Here is a 15,274-nt window from a genome sequence, read left to right on the forward strand (position 1 = left end):
CAATCAACCTATGGGAGCCACCGGACAAATCGCCTATGCTGCTGCCGCGGCCAAGGGGAGGCCGCGCGACCCGGGGACGCTTTGTGATTCTGTCGAACCTTTTCACCCTGCCCGCGTTTGTGGCCTATCTGGCCGTGGGCATTGTCTATTTCGCAGGCTTTATCGTTGCCTACATCTGGATCACGCCACAGCGTGAGATAGCCTTGATTCGTGACGGCAATATCGCGGCGGCCATCAGCCTTGGCGGCGCCGCGGTGGGCTTTGTGCTGCCACTGGCCAGTGCCATCGCGCACGCCGTCAGTCTGACGGATGTTGCCCTTTGGGGGCTGGTTGCCTGGGTCGTGCAACTGCTCGCGCACTTCGTGCTGCGCCTGGTCTTTCACGACCTGCGCGGTCGTATCGAGGCGAATACGCAGTCGGTCGCGCTGTTCGTGGCGATCATTGCCATCTGCATCGGCACGATCAACGCCGCCGCCATGACGTACTGAGGAGCAACGCCATGGATACAAAGCCCAGGCTCCCGGCCAACTACCGGCATCCGTCGTTTTATCCACCGGAAACGCCGCTGATCCGCAAGCGCTCGCTGGCGGTGCCACTGATGTCACTGGGCGCCGTCGCCGTCGGCGGCATGCTGGCGTTTGGAGGCACCAACGTTCAGCGCAATAGCTACAGCTCGCCGGAAGACTGTGAACGTGACTACTCCGCAAGCCAGTGCACACGCGATCAGTCGGTAAGTGGCTACGGCGGCTATCACTATTACGGTCCCTGGTACCGGGACGACTGGCGCAACGGCCCACTCAAGAACGATCCCGGTCCCGGCCGAACCTTGGCGCTGGGCGGCGACTCTGCCGGCCGTGGTCCGACCGGGCTCGACTTTGGCGAGCGCGGCGGATTCGGTTCGAGCGGCCGCGTTTCCGCGCGAGGCGGCTGATGCGCCGCGAAACCCTCGTTCCACGCGACGATTGGCATAGCCGGGTCGAGGCGCTCGGCTTCGGCTTTCATACGATCGATGGGCAGGCCTACTGGCGCGAAGACGCCTGCTACCTGTTCGACGAAGCGGCAATCGATACTCTCGAGTCGGCGACCGACGAGCTGCACGCGCTGTTCATGGAAACGGTCGACCGCATTATTCGCGCCGGTCGCTACGCCGAGCTGGGGCTCGATGACCGCGCGGCGCGATTGATCGAGCGCAGCTGGTTCGACCGCGACCCGGCGCTGTACGGGCGAATGGATCTGTCGTTCGACGGCCGTTCGCCGCCAAAGCTGCTGGAGTACAACGCGGACACGCCCACGTCGCTGTTCGAGGCCTCGGTAGTGCAATGGCATTGGCTTGAAGACGTAGCGCCCGACGCCGATCAGTTCAACTCGATCCACGAGCAGCTGATCGATCGTTGGCGACACGTCGGCGGCGGCCCGCGCGTGCATTTCGCCGCGTGTTACGACAACCCCGAAGACGGCACGACCACCGACTACCTGCTCGACACCTGCATGCAGGCCGGGCATCAGGTACAGGCGCTGGATATCGCATCTATCGGGTGGTCGGGCAAGGCGTTTATCGACCTGGCCGATCGCCCGATCGAGCGGCTGTTCAAGCTGTATCCGTGGGAATGGCTGCTGAGCGAGAGGTTCGCGCCCCACATCGCGACCAGCGGCACGCGCTGGCTCGAGCCACCGTGGAAGATGCTGCTGTCGAGTAAGGCGGTTCTGCCGCTGCTGTGGGAGTTCTTTCCCAACCACCCGAATCTACTGCCCGCCAGCTATCAGCGCGGTGACATCGACGGTGCGGTTGTGTCCAAGCCTTTCTGGGGTCGAGAAGGCCAGGGCATCGTGGTACTCGACGCGCGTGACGCCGGCAGGCAGGCACCGTTTACCGTCTATCAGGCGCTGGCGCCTTTGCCGGTTTTCGATGGCCACCATGCGCTCGTCGGTTCCTGGATGATCGGCGACAAACCTTCAGGCATCGGCATCCGCGAGGACAACGACCGGATCACACGCAATACCAGTTGCTTCGTACCGCACCTGTTTCTCTGACGTCGCCAGACAGGCGCCTGGCTCGCGGCTCATCCGCACGAACCGCGACGGTGGCGAAACGTAACCGAAGCCCCCGAGCGCACCATCATTTCGGCATTCGACTGGCGCTATATACTCAACTACCTATCGAGCTACTCCACGACTTTCCGGACTACCTATGCGCAGGTTCACCTCCTCTCGCGTCGCCCTCGTTTCGTTACTTATCGGCCTGCTCTGGTCGGTTGGCGCTACCGCCGGCGACGTGGTGGTATCTGCAGCGTCCAGCCTCACCGATGCGTTCAAGACGGTCGCCACCGCTTATGAAACGAAGCACCCGGGCACCAAGGTAGTGCTCAACTTCGCGGCGTCGGATGTCCTGCTGCAGCAGATCGCCAACGGCGCACCGGCCGACGTGTTCGCCTCGGCCGATCAGAAAGCGATGGACAAGGCGCAGGCGCAGGGCGTGCTGCTGAACGGTTCGCGGAAAAATTTTGCTACCAACCAACTGGTACTGATCGTGCCGACGGCCAGCCAGTTGACCATCACCCGCCTGAAGGACCTCGGGCAGCCATCGATCAAGCGGATTGCCTATGGTGATCCGACATCGGTGCCGGTAGGACGTTATACGCAGGCCACGCTGCAGGCGGATGGTTCATGGCAAGCGGTCTCGGCCAAAGCGGTGCTCGCGGCCAACGTGCGGCAGAGCCTGGACTACGTGGCCCGCGACGAGGTCGATGCCGGCTTTGTATTTGCCACCGATGCGGCCATTGCGAAGGACAAGGTCAAGGTCGCGCTGCGGTTGAACTCGCCAACGCCGATCAGCTATCCGATCGCCGTGGTGTCGCAGTCGAAACATGTCGCCGACGCGCAGGCCTTCGAGAATTTCGTGCTGTCGCCGGAGGGCCAGCAGCTGTTGGCCAAATCCGGATTTCTCAAACCCTGACAGCGGTCCATGGGCATCTGGTTTCCACTGCTGCTGTCGCTGAAAGTGGCGATCTGCGCGACCGCGTTGAATTTGCTGCTCGGGGTCGCGGTAGCCTTCGGACTGTCGCGCTGGCGCTCGCCGCTGCGCGATCTGGTCGACTCGCTGCTCACCTTGCCGCTGGTCCTGCCACCGACCGTGCTGGGCTACTACCTGCTGGTGCTGCTCGGGAGACGCGGCGTGTTCGGCGCGTGGCTGGAGCGCTGGGGCATCAATCCGGTATTCACCTGGGAGGGCGCGGTGATCGCCTCGACCCTGGTGGCCTTTCCATTGATCCAGAAAGCCGCGCGCGCCGCCTTCGAAAACGTCGACCCGCAGCTGGAGAGCGCCGCACGCGTATTGGGCCTGCCCGAGCGTGCGGTATTTTTTCGCGTCTCGCTGCCGCTGGCGTCGAAGGGAATCACCGCTGGCGCACTGCTCGCTTTTGCCCGCGCGCTGGGCGAGTTCGGTGCCACCTTGATGATTGCCGGCAACCTACCCGGCCGCACGCAGACACTCTCGGTGGCGATTTACGCCGCCGTGCAGGCGGGCGACGACCGCGGTGCCAATATTCTCGTCGTCGTCGCATCGATCACCTGTGTGGTCGTGCTGCTGATTGCCGGCCGGCTGATGCCCGATCGCTCGCGCCTGCGGGTGTATTGACGCATGACCGTAGACATTTCTTTCCGCCGCCTGCTGGCCGATACCGATCGACGTTTCGAGCTGGATGTGGCGTTCCACTCGACCAGTCGGCGCGTTGTTCTGTACGGGCCGTCCGGCTCGGGCAAGAGCATGACGCTGCGTGCTATAGCCGGCCTGCTGACGCCCGACGACGGCCGTATCGTGGTCAACCAGCACGTGCTGTTCGATTCGGCGAAGGGAGTCAACCTGACGCCGCAGGTGCGCAAGGTCGGCTATCTGTTCCAGGACTATGCGCTGTTCCCTCAGTTGACCGTGGCGCAAAACGTGGCCTTCGGCATGCGCACCGGCATCCTCAACCCGCGCCGGTCGTCGATGCCGGAAGCGGCAGCGCGCTGGATCGATGCCTTCGAGCTGGGCGCCGTGGCGACGCACTACCCGTCGCAGGTTTCCGGTGGCCAGAAACAGCGCGTGGCGCTGGCCCGCGCGCTAGCCGCCGAGCCCGACATTTTGCTGCTCGACGAGCCGTTCTCCGCACTGGATCCACCGCTGCGTGTGCGCATGCGCAGCGAGCTGGCGGCGCTGCAATCGCGACTCGATCTGCAGATGTTGATCATCACGCACGATCCGGCCGACGTCGATGCGCTGGGCGAGCACGTGCTGGAGATTCGCGACGGCCGTATTTTCAGCGACTCTGCCGCTACCGGCAGCTGACGCGGCAACGGATAGCTAGTCCGTCGTGCCAAGAATCACGCTGGACGCCTTGATGATGGCGATCGCCGCCAGCCCGTCGATCAGTCCGAGCGAGTCGACGCTGTCGTTGGTGACGATCGCCACCACCACGCCGCCACCGTCGAGCTGAATCGTCACCTCGGCATTGACTGCACCGCGCGTGATCCGACTTACCGTGCCGGCCAGCTGGTTGCGCGCCGACAGCTTCATCGACGCGCTGGGAATGCCCAGCAGCACCGACGATGCCTTGATCAGCGCCACCGCGGCTTTGCCCGGCACGAGCCCCAGATTGTCGGTGCTGTCGCTTGTCACCGTCGCAACGATGCGCTGTCCGCCCTGAATCTCCAGCTCGATGGCGTCGTTGACGGCCCCCTTCTGCACCGATACCACGGCGCCGGACAGCTGATTGCGTGCGCTGGTCTTGATCATGAATCGCCTCATCAATTCGATATCGCGGATCGACACATCGCTAAGAGCGCCGAGCTCTCGCATGAAGCGATGATGCTCCCGCTCCATGGCTCGAAATACGTCGATCAGCCGTTGTGCACGCGCAGTCAGCTCCGAGCCACCGCCACGCTTGCCGCCGACCACCCGCACCACGAGCGGCTCGTCGGACAGATTGTTCATCGCGTCGATCGCGTCCCAGGCGCCTTTATAGCTCATGCCGACCGCGCGGGCCGCCGAGGTGATCGAACCGGTTTCGCCGATTTTCTCCAGCAGTTCGATACGGTTGAGTCCGCCCAGCGTCCGATCGCCGGCGTGCAGCGACAGCATGCCTTTGAGTTCAAACATGGCGGTCGGTCATGGCGTATCCCCGGGCGGCTCGATAGCCGGTCAGACCGCCAGTCTAGCGAGAAGCCATCGCAAAAGGCCGCCGGCCGAGTCCACAAAGCTGCCCGCGCTAGCGTGTTCGCAAGCCTGTGCCGCTGCCCAGGCTTGCAAGCCCGGCATGGCCGCTTCATGCTAGGGGAATGCTGCGGGCATCGCCTTCGGCCGCCGGAATTTGCCTGTCGGAGCGCCGGATTCTTCATGAACACAGGATCGTTTAACCATGAGCGTCACCAGCCCCGCTGAACGTGAAGAGCTAAATCGACTGCTGATACAAACCGGACGCAACGACCAGAAAGCTTTTGCCGAGTTATACAAGCGCACGTCGTCCAAGCTTTTCGGCGTGTGTCTGCGCATGCTGCGCGACCGCAGCGCGGCCGAGGAAGTGCTGCAGGAAACCTACACCACGGTGTGGCGCCGCGCCGCCGGCTTCGACGCGGCCAAGGCCAGCGCCATCACCTGGCTTATCACGCTGTCGCGTAACAAGGCCATCGATCGGCTGCGCCAGCATCGCGAAGAGCTGGTGGACGACCCCTCGCGGCTGGAGCAGGCAGTGGACGATCAGCCCACGCCAGCGGTCGACGCGGAGACGAGCCAGGAGTACGGCCGGCTGCAGAAGTGTCTGGACGCACTCGAACCGCAACAGCGCGACTCGGTCCGTGAAGCTTTTTTCACCGGCGCTACGTATAACGAACTGGCGACGCGCTCCAAGGTGCCGCTCGGAACCATGAAAAGCTGGATCCGTCGCAGCTTGATGCAACTACGGGTATGCCTGGAAAAATGAATACGCCAGCCGACGAGGGTAACGACAACTTGCGCTATGCCGAGTACGTGCTTGGCGTACTCGACGCCGACGCGCGCGCAGCGGTCGCCCAGGAAGTCCAAACGACGGACGAGGCTGCCGCCGCGGTCGCCCTGTGGCAGCGGCGCCTGATGCCGCTCAGCGAGCAGATCGCCAGCGTAACGCCGGCGCCCTATGTCTGGGCCAGAATTCGCGACGACCTGCGGCTGGACGCGCCAACGGCCGCCGCGCCGCGCCGCGAAAGCAAGGGACTCTGGAACAATCTGGCGCTATGGCACTGGCTCGGTATCGGAGCCACCGCCGTGGCGGTGGCCCTGCTCGCGGTTGTCGTCACGCTGCCTCGCGAAAACATGCCGGCAACGGCGGAAACCTCGTCGCCGAAAGCGCCGGCCGGTTATATGGTGTCCACCATCCAGCAGGACAGCGGCGTCACCGGCTGGACGGCCACCATGGATCTGGATCGTGCGCGCATGATCGTCGTGCCGGCCGCGCCGTCGGCCTTGCCCAGCGGCAAAGCGCCCGAGCTGTGGCTGATTCCCGCGGGTGGCAAGCCGATTTCCGTCGCCATGATCAAGCGCGATGCGCCGACCACCATCGCGCTGGAACCGTCGTTGCTGGCAAAGCTGGGCCCGACCGCCGCACTGGCGGTATCGGTGGAACCGGTGGGCGGCTCGCCGACCGGTCAGCCGACCGGTGCGGTGATCGCCAGGGGCGCCATCAGCGGTTCGCCGGAAACGCATGATCACGTGGTGCGCGTGGCAGCGATCAACGCGGCCGCCGCGCGCAAGTCCGTCTGACTTTGCAGGTCCCCTGTTGCGTATGAGCGGCGCATGAGCACGGCACTGGTTCTATTCCGGCGCGATCTGCGCCTGAACGACAATCCCGCGTTGGCCGCGGCATGCGCATCGCATGAGCACGTGCTGCCGGTGTATATCCATGCGCCGGCTGAAGAAGGCGCATGGGCCATCGGTGCCGCCAGCCAGTGGTGGCTGCACCATTCGCTGGCCTCCTTGCAGAAGCGGCTGCACAGTCACCATGCGGGGCTACATATCGCGCAAGGCGACAGCCTGGCTTGCCTGCGGGCACTGATCAAGCAAAGCGGCGCCGAGGCGGTGTACTGGAATCGACTGTACGAACCGGCCGCCATCGAGCGCGATACCCGTGTCAAGGCCGCGCTACGGGAACAGGGCGTCGCCGTGCACAGCCACAATGCCTCGCTCTGGCTGGAACCGTGGCAGATCGCCACGCAGCAAGGCGATCCGTATCGGGTATTCACGCCGTACTGGCGCAATCTACGCACGCAGATCAGCCCGGCCGAACCGTTGCCCGAACCGGCCATACGAGGCTGGAAGGCGCTATCCGGCAACCTGGATCTGGAGGCGCTGAGGCTACTGCCGACCCTTTCCTGGGATGCCGGATTTGCCGAACACTGGCAGCCCGGTGAGTATGGCGCGGCGCAGATGCTGGATCTGTTTTGCGACGATGCGGTCACCGATTACGCGCATGCGCGCGACCTGCCAGCCCGCCACGGCACCTCGCGGCTTTCGCCGCATCTGCACTTCGGCGAAATCTCTCCACGGCAGATCCACTTCGCGCTGGCCAACCACGTCAAGCGCACGGATACCAAGAAGCGGCCGGAGATCGAGCCTTACCTGCGCGAGCTGGGCTGGCGCGAGTTTGCCTACCATCTGCTTTATCACTTTCCCAAGACGCCCACCGAAAACTTCAATCCGCGCTTCAGGGACTTTCGCTGGAACCCGCCGGATAAAGCCCTGCTCAAACGCTGGCGGCAGGGGCGTACCGGCATTCCGCTGGTCGATGCGGGCATGCGCGAACTGTGGCATGCCGGCTGGATGCACAACCGCGTGCGCATGGTCGTGGCGAGTTTTCTGACCAAGAACCTGCGCCAGCACTGGCACGAGGGCGAGCGCTGGTTCTGGGACACCCTGGTCGATGCCGACCTGGCCAGCAACACGCTCGGCTGGCAGTGGGTGGCCGGCTGCGGCGCCGACGCCGCACCGTATTTCCGCGTGTTCAATCCGGTGACACAGTCGAAAAAATTCGATCCTGAAGGCGTCTATCTGAAACGCTGGCTGCCGGAACTGGCGGATTTTCCTCGCGATCTGTTGCATGAGCCCTGGAAAGATCCCGACCGCTTGAGGCGCAGCGGCTATCCGTCGCCGATCGTGGATCTGGCGAAATCCCGCGAGAACGCTTTGGCAGCCTATCAGTCCGGGAAAGATCACTGATAGTTCGCGCGCATCCTGCGACGATGTAGTCTCGGTCGGGACGACAGCATCCCGCATCTCCACCCGCACCGCGGCGTGGACAAGGCCGGTCGTCGGGGGCAACACGACAGCGATTGCGCAGATTTGCCATGCATCCGAGTGGCATGCCGGTTCGTACGTATAGCCACAGGTAAGACAGGCAGAATTTCATGGCATTTTCCAAATCCGTTTCGATGCCCTGCCCCGACGGCGTGGACTCCAAGTCGCTGGGTAGGCCGATGCCAACGGAAAAACGCTCCTGGGTCGTCCGGCAGCTGCGTGCGTGGTTCGATACCTCGGCTATCGTGAGCGTGGACGACGAGCGGGCCGACCGCATCGACTGGCTGCGCGCCACGCCGTTCATCGCGATGCATCTGGCCTGCATCGCAGTGATCTGGGTCGGCGTTTCGCCGGTAGCATTGATCGTGGCGGCAGCGCTCTACGCCGTACGTATGTTCGCGATCACCGGCTTCTACCATCGCTATTTTTCCCACCGCACGTTCCGCACGTCACGAGCAGTCCAGTTCATTTTTGCGCTGATCGGCGCCTCCTGCGTGCAGCGCGGGCCGCTGTGGTGGGCGGCGCATCATCGCCATCATCATCGCCATGCCGATACCGAGCTCGATCCGCACTCGCCGAACGTCTACGGCTTTATCTGGAGCCACGTGGGCTGGTTTCTGACCCCGCGCAACTTCCAGACCGATATCTCGCGCGTGCCGGACCTGGCGAAGTTTCCCGAGCTGCGCGTGCTCGACCGCTACGACACGCTGGTGCCGGTGCTACTGGCGGTGTCGATGTATTTCCTCGGCGTGCTGTTGCATCACGTGGCGCCGCAGCTGGGCACCAGCGGCGGGCAGATGCTGATCTGGGGCTTCTTCGTTTCCACCGTGGTGCTGTTCCATGCCACCGTCACCATCAACTCGCTGGCGCACCGCTTCGGTTCGCGTCGCTTCGAAACCAAGGACAGCAGCCGCAACAATCTCTGGCTGGCGCTGATCACCTTCGGCGAAGGCTGGCATAACAACCATCACTACTTTCCCGGCTCCAGCCGCCAGGGCTTTCGCTGGTGGGAAATCGATATCACCTGGTACGGCCTAAAGCTGATGTCGGCACTCGGACTGGTGCATGGGCTGAAGCCGGTGCCGGCGTGGGTTCATGCCAAGGCGCGGGGCTAGACCATGCGTATCGCCGTGGTGGGATCGGGCATTGCCGGGCTGGCCTCGGCGTGGCTGTTGTCGCGCAAGCATGACGTCACCCTGTTTGAGGCCAGCGACTATCTGGGCGGCCATACGCATACGCACGACATCACCCTGCACGGGCGCAATTACCGGGTCGATACCGGCTTCATCGTGCATAACCCGCTGCACTATCCGCTGCTGACGCGATTGTTTGACGAATTGGGCGTGGCCTGGCAGCCCACGACGATGAGCTTTTCGCTGCACAACGAGTCGAGCGGGCTGGAGTACAACGCCGCCACGCTGGATACGCTGTTCTGCCAGCGCAAAAATATCGTGTCGCCGCGCTTTATCGGCATGGTGCGCGACCTGATGCGTTTTTATCGCGAGGCGCCTGCCCTGCTCTTGCAGCAGGACAACACCATGACGCTCGGCGACTATCTCGAGCAGAACCGCTACGGCGATGCCTTCCGCGACGAACATCTGGTGCCGATGGCGTCTGCACTGTGGTCCTCGCCGCCGACGCAGATCCTGGGTTTCCCCGCCCGCTATCTTGTGCAGTTCATGGCCAATCATCAAATGCTGCAGGTCAGCGATCGCCCGCAGTGGCGCGTGGTCAAGGGCGGCTCATCGACCTACGTCAAGGCGCTGCGCGCCGTATGGTCCGTGCATGAGCGGCTGAAATGTCCGGTGTATTCGATCAAGCGACACGTCGACGGCGTCGAAGTGGAAAGCGCCGTGGGCGTCGAACATTTCGATCAGGTGGTGCTGGCCTCCCACAGCGACCAGGCCTTGGCGATGCTGGCCGACGCCGACGAACGCGAACGCTCGGTTCTCGGCGCCATGCCTTACCAGACAAACGACACCGTGCTGCACACCGACGCCAGCATTTTGCCGGTACGGCGCAAGGCATGGGCGGCGTGGAACGCATGGCTGCCGCGCGATCCGACCGAAGCATGCACGGTCAGCTATTGCATGAACCTGCTGCAGGGCATCGACTCACCCGAACCGTTCGTCGTAACCTTGAACCGCACGCATGCGATCAACCCCGACAAGGTGCTGCGTCGCATGAGCTACGACCATCCGGTTTACAGCACGGCGTCGGTCGCTGCGCAAGCACGCAAGCCCGAGATCCAGGGCAAGCGGCGTACCTGGTTCGCCGGCGCGTACTGGGGCTGGGGCTTTCATGAAGACGGCATGCGTAGTGCGGTGGAAGTGGCCGAATCCCTTGGCGTGCGCTGGTCCGATACGACTGTCCATTCGCATGCTATCGAACGAAATGAAGAGGCCCTGCCCGCGTGACAGCCAAGCCCGCCAGCATGCGCTTGCAGGAGACGGCGCCGTTCGCGAGCGCCATCTACGAGGGCACGGTGCGTCATCGTCGGATGGCACCGCACACGCACAGCTTCGATTACAAGATGGCGCAGCTGTATCTTGACCTGGACGAGGTCGATCGCGTTTTCGAGCAGCGCTGGCTGTGGTCGAACGAAAAATCCAACGTGGCGCAGTTTCGCCGCCAGGATTATCTCGGCCCCACCGAGCTGTCGCTATCCGACGCCGTGCGCCAGCGCGTGGAACATGCCACCGGCGAACGTCCGACCGGTCCGATTCGCCTGCTGACGCATCTGCGCTACTTCGGCTACACGTTCAACCCGGTGAGCTTTTACTACTGCTTTGCCGAGGACGGTGTGACCCTGGTGTGCATCGTCGCCGAAATCACCAATATGCCCTGGCGCGAGCGGCACGCGTATGTGCTGCCGATCGATAGCGCGCAAGCGCACGGGCGCGCGCTGGGCTGGATGTTCCCCAAGGTTTTCCATGTGTCGCCGTTCATGCCGATGGCGCGCGACTATGCCTGGCGATTCACCGCGCCGGGTGAAGATCTCCGCGTGCACATGGACGTACTGCGCGACGGTGTGCGCGAGTTCGACGCCACCTTGACCCTGCACCGGCGCCCCTTGACCGGTGCGTCGCTGGCGCGCGTGCTCTGGCGCTATCCGCTGATGACCGCACGAGTCGTCAGCGCCATCCACTGGCAGGCCCTTCGTTTGTGGCTGAAACGCAATCCCGTCTACGACCATCCGAAATCGCTTTGAGGTCCGCATGAACGCTGTCGCCAAATCCACTGTCGTCCCTTCCACTGTCGCCGCGCGCACCGATGCGTCGACCGTATCGGCCGGCGCGCGTTTTCTGCGCCAGCGCCTGCTCGCACAGATGGCCGGCCTCAAGCGCGGACGTCTGGTTCTCACCGACGCCTTGGGCAAGGTGGAACTGGGTACGCCTGCACACGAGCCGACCGATCTGGTGGTGCATCTGGACGTGCTGGACACCGGTTTCTATCGCGCGGTGGCGGCCAACGGCAGCGTCGGCGCCGGCGAGGCCTATATGGACGGCCTGTGGTGCTGCGACAACCTCGTCGGGTTGATCCAGCTGCTGGTGCGCAACCGCGATCTGCTCGACGGCATGGAAACCGGCATGGCGCGCCTAGGCGGCATGGCCATGCGCGCGTGGCATGCACTGCAGCGCAATACGCGCAGCGGCAGCCGCCGCAATATCGCGGCGCATTACGACCTGGGCAACGATTTCTTCGAGCTGTTTCTGTCGCCGGACCTGATGTACTCCTCGGCGATCTGGGACGGTGCGGACGATACGCTGGAGGCGGCGTCGCAGCGCAAGCTGGAACGGATCTGCCGCAAGCTCGATCTTCAGCCGACCGATCGCGTGATCGAGATCGGTACCGGCTGGGGCGGCTTTGCGCTGTACGCCGCGCGGCACTATGGCTGCCACGTCACCACCACCACGATCTCCAAAGAGCAGCACGACCTGGCCAAAGCGCGTATCGAAGCTGCCGGCCTGAACGCGCACGTCACGCTGCTGCTGGAGGACTACCGCGACCTTATCGGCACCTACGACAAGCTCGTCTCGATCGAGATGGTCGAAGCGATCGGCGCGCCGTACATCGACACCTATTTCGCCAAGCTCGGCTCGCTGCTGAAACCCGACGGCCTGGCGCTGCTGCAGGCCATCACCATCGAAGACCACCGTTACGCCAAGGCGGTCAACGAAGTGGACTTCATCAAACGCCACGTGTTCCCCGGCAGCTTCATTCCGTCGATCAGCGCCATGCTCGATGCCAAGACGCGCACCACCGATCTGGCGCTGGTGCAGATGGAAGATTTCGGACTTTCCTACGCACGCACGCTGGAGGCCTGGCGCCAACGCTTCATGGCGCAACTCGCACAGGTTCGCGCGCAGGGCTTCGACGATCGTTTTATTCGCATGTGGGAGTTTTACCTCGCCTACTGCGAAGGCGGTTTCCGCGAACGCTCGATCGGCGTCTCGCATCTGCTGCTGGCTAAACCGGACAATCGGCGCCCGTCCCTGTTGCCGCCGCTGGATACGGCTCTCAAGGCAAACGGATGAAATTCTGGGCCTGTTTGATCGGTTACCAGATGGTCTGGTTCGCCGCGGTCATAGGCGCGGAGCACGGGCTGCCGTGGCCCGGACTGGTCGGCATGCTGATCTACGCATCGATCCAGCTGAGCCTCACCGGCCACGTAAAAACCCATCTTTCCCTGATGGCCGCCGCCATAGTGATGGGCTGCATGGTCGACGGTGGCCTGGCCTACAGTGGTCTGGCGCACTACGGCGCACCGTGGCCCTCACCCTCGTTCGCGCCGCTGTGGATCGTTTCACTGTGGGCTACGTTTTCGCTCACTTTCATCATCTCCCTGGCTTATCTGCAGAAGCGTCTGTGGGTTGCCGTGCTGTTCGGCGCCATCGGTGGTCCGGTGGCCTATATGAGCGCCAGCCACGGTTTTCACGTAGTGACGTTTACCGATCCCAGCTGGCGCGGGCTGTTCTTTCTGGGGGCCGGCTGGGCGATCGCCACGCCGATTCTGGCCTGGCTGTCCGGTCGTACGCCCGCCGCTGCACCGACGTCGACCGCGCGGCTGCAGGGGCATGCGTCATGAATCCCTGGATCCAGCTGCTGTGCCTGTGGGTACTGGCCGCACTGATGATGACGCTGGGTTGGATGTGGCAGCGTCCCCGTTCGAACGCCGGCATTGTCGATGTGCTGTGGTCGTGCGGCGTGGGCGGCAGCGCCGTGCTGTTCGCGATGTTGGGCGACGGCGCCGCGTGGCCGCGGGTCGTCATGGCCGTGCTCGGCGGCTTGTGGGGCATGCGTTTGGCAGCCCATTTGTGGAAGCGCGTCAGCGGCGAGCCGGAAGACGGCCGCTATCGCCATCTGCGCGAACACTGGAACGGCAACCAGCTGTACTTTTTCCTGTTCTTTCAGTTTCAGGCGTACCTGATCGTGCTGTTTTCGCTGCCGTTTCTGTCGGTGGCGCACAATCCGGAAACGTTCGGCGGCTGGATCGCGGCCGGTCTTATCGTGTGGCTGATCAGCGTGATCGGCGAAGCGATCGCCGACGCGCAGCTGGCCAGGTTTCGCAGCGATGAGGCGAACCGCGGCCGCACTTGCCGTGCTGGGCTCTGGCGCTATTCGCGCCACCCGAATTATTTCTTCGAATGGATCCACTGGTTCGCCTACGTCTGCCTGGCGGTGGGTTCGACACGCTTCTGGCTGGCGTGGTCCGGGCCGCTGGTGATGTACATCTTTCTGCGCTGGATCAGCGGCATTCCCTATACCGAAACGCACGCCTTGCGCAGTCGCGGTGAGGATTACCGCGACTACCAGCGCACCACGCCCATGCTGTTTCCCTGGTTTCCTAAGAGGACCGAACGATGAGTCAATCCGCCGCCGCCGAACTGCCGCAGGAAAAGCCTGCCCCCGGACTGTTGGGCCTGGCCGAACGCGGCCATCTTCCCGATGCGCTGCTGCGCCAGGGCATCCGCCGCATGTGCGCACAGCGGTTGCGCGAGGAGCTGACCGGTGGACTCGATGCGCAGGCTGCTCGCTACGCCGAGCGCATCGACATGCTGCGTCAGAGCTCGGTAGCCATCCACACCGATGCCGCCAACGCACAGCACTACGAGCTGCCGCCCGCGTTCTTCGAGCAGTGCCTGGGCAAGCGCCTGAAGTACTCGGGCTGCTATTACCCGCGTGGCGATGAAACGCTGGAGCAGGCCGAGGACGCCATGCTGACGCTGTACGGTCAGCGTGCCGAGCTGGCCGATGGCCAGACGATTCTCGAGCTCGGCTGCGGCTGGGGATCGCTCACGCTGTGGATGGCAGAAAAATATCCGAACGCGCGGATCACCGCCGTCTCCAACTCCACTCCGCAGCGCAAGCACATCGAAGCGCAGTGTGCGAAGCGGGGCTTGTCCAACGTGCGGGTGATCACGCAGGACGTGAATCAGCTCGAGCTCGAAGCCGCGCAGTTCGACCGCTGCGTATCGATCGAGATGTTCGAGCACATGCGCAACTACGAAACCCTGCTCGGCCGCGTATCCAGCTGGCTCAAACCCGGCGGCAAGCTGTTCGTGCATATCTTTGCGCACAAGACGCTGATGTATCCGTTCGAGACCGAAGGTGACGACAACTGGATGGGCCGGCACTTCTTCACCGGCGGCCTGATGCCCGCCTCGGATACCTTGCTGTGGTTCCAGCGCGATCTGAAGATCGAGCAGCGCTGGCACGTCGACGGCACACACTACCAGCGCACGGCCAATCACTGGCTGGCCAACCAGGATGCGCGCAAGGAGTCGGTGATGGCGACGCTGACCGAAGCGTACGGCGCCAAGGCGGCTGCACTGTGGTTTCAGCGCTGGCGGATGTTCTGGATGTCGTGCGCCGAACTCTTCGGCTACGACAACGGCCAGGAATGGCTGGTTGCCCACTATCGGTTCGTCCGTCCCTGATACGCGTGCGATCCGCGCTGGATCGCCGCTGCCA

Annotated in this window: 17 protein-coding genes; 16 read left to right on the top strand and 1 reads right to left on the bottom strand. The window is 63.7% G+C overall.

What is annotated here, in order from left to right:
- Positions 1 to 35: 35 nt before the first annotated feature.
- From HDE76_RS01595 to HDE76_RS01625, 6 genes are all read left to right on the top strand, one after another.
- Positions 36 to 488, top strand: coding sequence for a DUF350 domain-containing protein (locus tag HDE76_RS01595; protein WP_184505021.1), 453 nt, complete (start codon positions 36 to 38; stop codon positions 486 to 488).
- Between the two features lie 11 nt (positions 489 to 499).
- The gene (locus HDE76_RS01605) at positions 500 to 931 is read left to right on the top strand and encodes a hypothetical protein (protein WP_184505023.1); all 432 of its coding nucleotides are present in this window, start codon (positions 500 to 502) and stop codon (positions 929 to 931) included.
- A complete protein-coding gene (locus HDE76_RS01610) occupies positions 931 to 2,031 on the top strand; it encodes a glutathionylspermidine synthase family protein (RefSeq protein WP_184505025.1) in 1,101 nt (366 codons plus the stop codon). Before HDE76_RS01605 ends, HDE76_RS01610 begins: the two co-directional genes overlap by 1 nt.
- Positions 2,032 to 2,188: 157 nt before the next feature.
- Positions 2,189 to 2,953, top strand: a complete 765-nt coding sequence (gene modA / locus HDE76_RS01615) for a molybdate ABC transporter substrate-binding protein (RefSeq protein ID WP_184505027.1) — start codon at positions 2,189 to 2,191, stop codon at positions 2,951 to 2,953.
- 9 nt (positions 2,954 to 2,962) lie between these two features.
- The gene (modB, locus tag HDE76_RS01620; RefSeq protein ID WP_179476591.1) at positions 2,963 to 3,634 is read left to right on the top strand and encodes a molybdate ABC transporter permease subunit; all 672 of its coding nucleotides are present in this window, start codon (positions 2,963 to 2,965) and stop codon (positions 3,632 to 3,634) included.
- A gap of 3 nt (positions 3,635 to 3,637) precedes the next feature.
- Positions 3,638 to 4,324 (top strand): ATP-binding cassette domain-containing protein, encoded by a 687-nt coding sequence (locus HDE76_RS01625; protein WP_184505029.1) that lies wholly within the window; start codon positions 3,638 to 3,640, stop codon positions 4,322 to 4,324.
- A gap of 15 nt (positions 4,325 to 4,339) precedes the next feature.
- Here the strand turns inward: HDE76_RS01625 and HDE76_RS01630 are convergent, their stop codons facing one another.
- Positions 4,340 to 5,134 carry a TOBE domain-containing protein gene (locus HDE76_RS01630; protein WP_184505032.1) on the bottom strand — a complete coding sequence of 265 codons (795 nt, stop codon included), beginning with the start codon at positions 5,132 to 5,134 and terminating at the stop codon, positions 4,340 to 4,342.
- A gap of 259 nt (positions 5,135 to 5,393) precedes the next feature.
- Here HDE76_RS01630 and HDE76_RS01635 point away from each other — a divergent pair, with 259 nt between their 5' ends.
- From HDE76_RS01635 to HDE76_RS01680, 10 genes are all read left to right on the top strand, one after another.
- Positions 5,394 to 5,954 (top strand): sigma-70 family RNA polymerase sigma factor, encoded by a 561-nt coding sequence (locus HDE76_RS01635; protein ID WP_179476594.1) that lies wholly within the window; start codon positions 5,394 to 5,396, stop codon positions 5,952 to 5,954.
- Complete coding sequence (locus tag HDE76_RS01640) at positions 5,951 to 6,769, top strand: anti-sigma factor (protein ID WP_184505034.1); 819 nt, start codon at positions 5,951 to 5,953, stop codon at positions 6,767 to 6,769. Before HDE76_RS01635 ends, HDE76_RS01640 begins: the two co-directional genes overlap by 4 nt.
- A 33-nt stretch (positions 6,770 to 6,802) precedes the next feature.
- Positions 6,803 to 8,221 (top strand): deoxyribodipyrimidine photo-lyase, encoded by a 1,419-nt coding sequence (locus HDE76_RS01645; RefSeq protein ID WP_184505036.1) that lies wholly within the window; start codon positions 6,803 to 6,805, stop codon positions 8,219 to 8,221.
- A gap of 257 nt (positions 8,222 to 8,478) precedes the next feature.
- Positions 8,479 to 9,414, top strand: coding sequence for an acyl-CoA desaturase (locus HDE76_RS01650; protein WP_255481430.1), 936 nt, complete (start codon positions 8,479 to 8,481; stop codon positions 9,412 to 9,414).
- Between the two features lie 3 nt (positions 9,415 to 9,417).
- A complete protein-coding gene (locus HDE76_RS01655; protein WP_184505038.1) occupies positions 9,418 to 10,716 on the top strand; it encodes an FAD-dependent oxidoreductase in 1,299 nt (432 codons plus the stop codon).
- A 17-nt stretch (positions 10,717 to 10,733) separates the two neighbouring features.
- Positions 10,734 to 11,510, top strand: coding sequence for a DUF1365 domain-containing protein (locus tag HDE76_RS01660; RefSeq protein ID WP_184505691.1), 777 nt, complete (start codon positions 10,734 to 10,736; stop codon positions 11,508 to 11,510).
- Between the two features lie 7 nt (positions 11,511 to 11,517).
- Positions 11,518 to 12,837 carry a cyclopropane-fatty-acyl-phospholipid synthase family protein gene (locus HDE76_RS01665; protein WP_184505040.1) on the top strand — a complete coding sequence of 440 codons (1,320 nt, stop codon included), beginning with the start codon at positions 11,518 to 11,520 and terminating at the stop codon, positions 12,835 to 12,837.
- Entirely contained in the window at positions 12,834 to 13,388 is a 555-nt protein-coding gene (locus HDE76_RS01670) for a DUF2878 domain-containing protein (protein WP_184505042.1), read from the top strand. The genes HDE76_RS01665 and HDE76_RS01670 overlap by 4 nt, the downstream gene beginning before the upstream one ends.
- On the top strand, positions 13,385 to 14,167 hold the full coding sequence (locus HDE76_RS01675; RefSeq protein WP_184505044.1) for a DUF1295 domain-containing protein: 783 nt from the start codon (positions 13,385 to 13,387) through the stop codon (positions 14,165 to 14,167). The genes HDE76_RS01670 and HDE76_RS01675 overlap by 4 nt, the downstream gene beginning before the upstream one ends.
- Entirely contained in the window at positions 14,164 to 15,240 is a 1,077-nt protein-coding gene (locus HDE76_RS01680; RefSeq protein WP_184505046.1) for a cyclopropane-fatty-acyl-phospholipid synthase family protein, read from the top strand. The genes HDE76_RS01675 and HDE76_RS01680 overlap by 4 nt, the downstream gene beginning before the upstream one ends.
- Positions 15,241 to 15,274 lie beyond the last annotated feature (34 nt).

The organism is Rhodanobacter sp. ANJX3, from assembly GCF_014200755.1.
In the GTDB taxonomy this organism is placed as follows: domain Bacteria; phylum Pseudomonadota; class Gammaproteobacteria; order Xanthomonadales; family Rhodanobacteraceae; genus Rhodanobacter.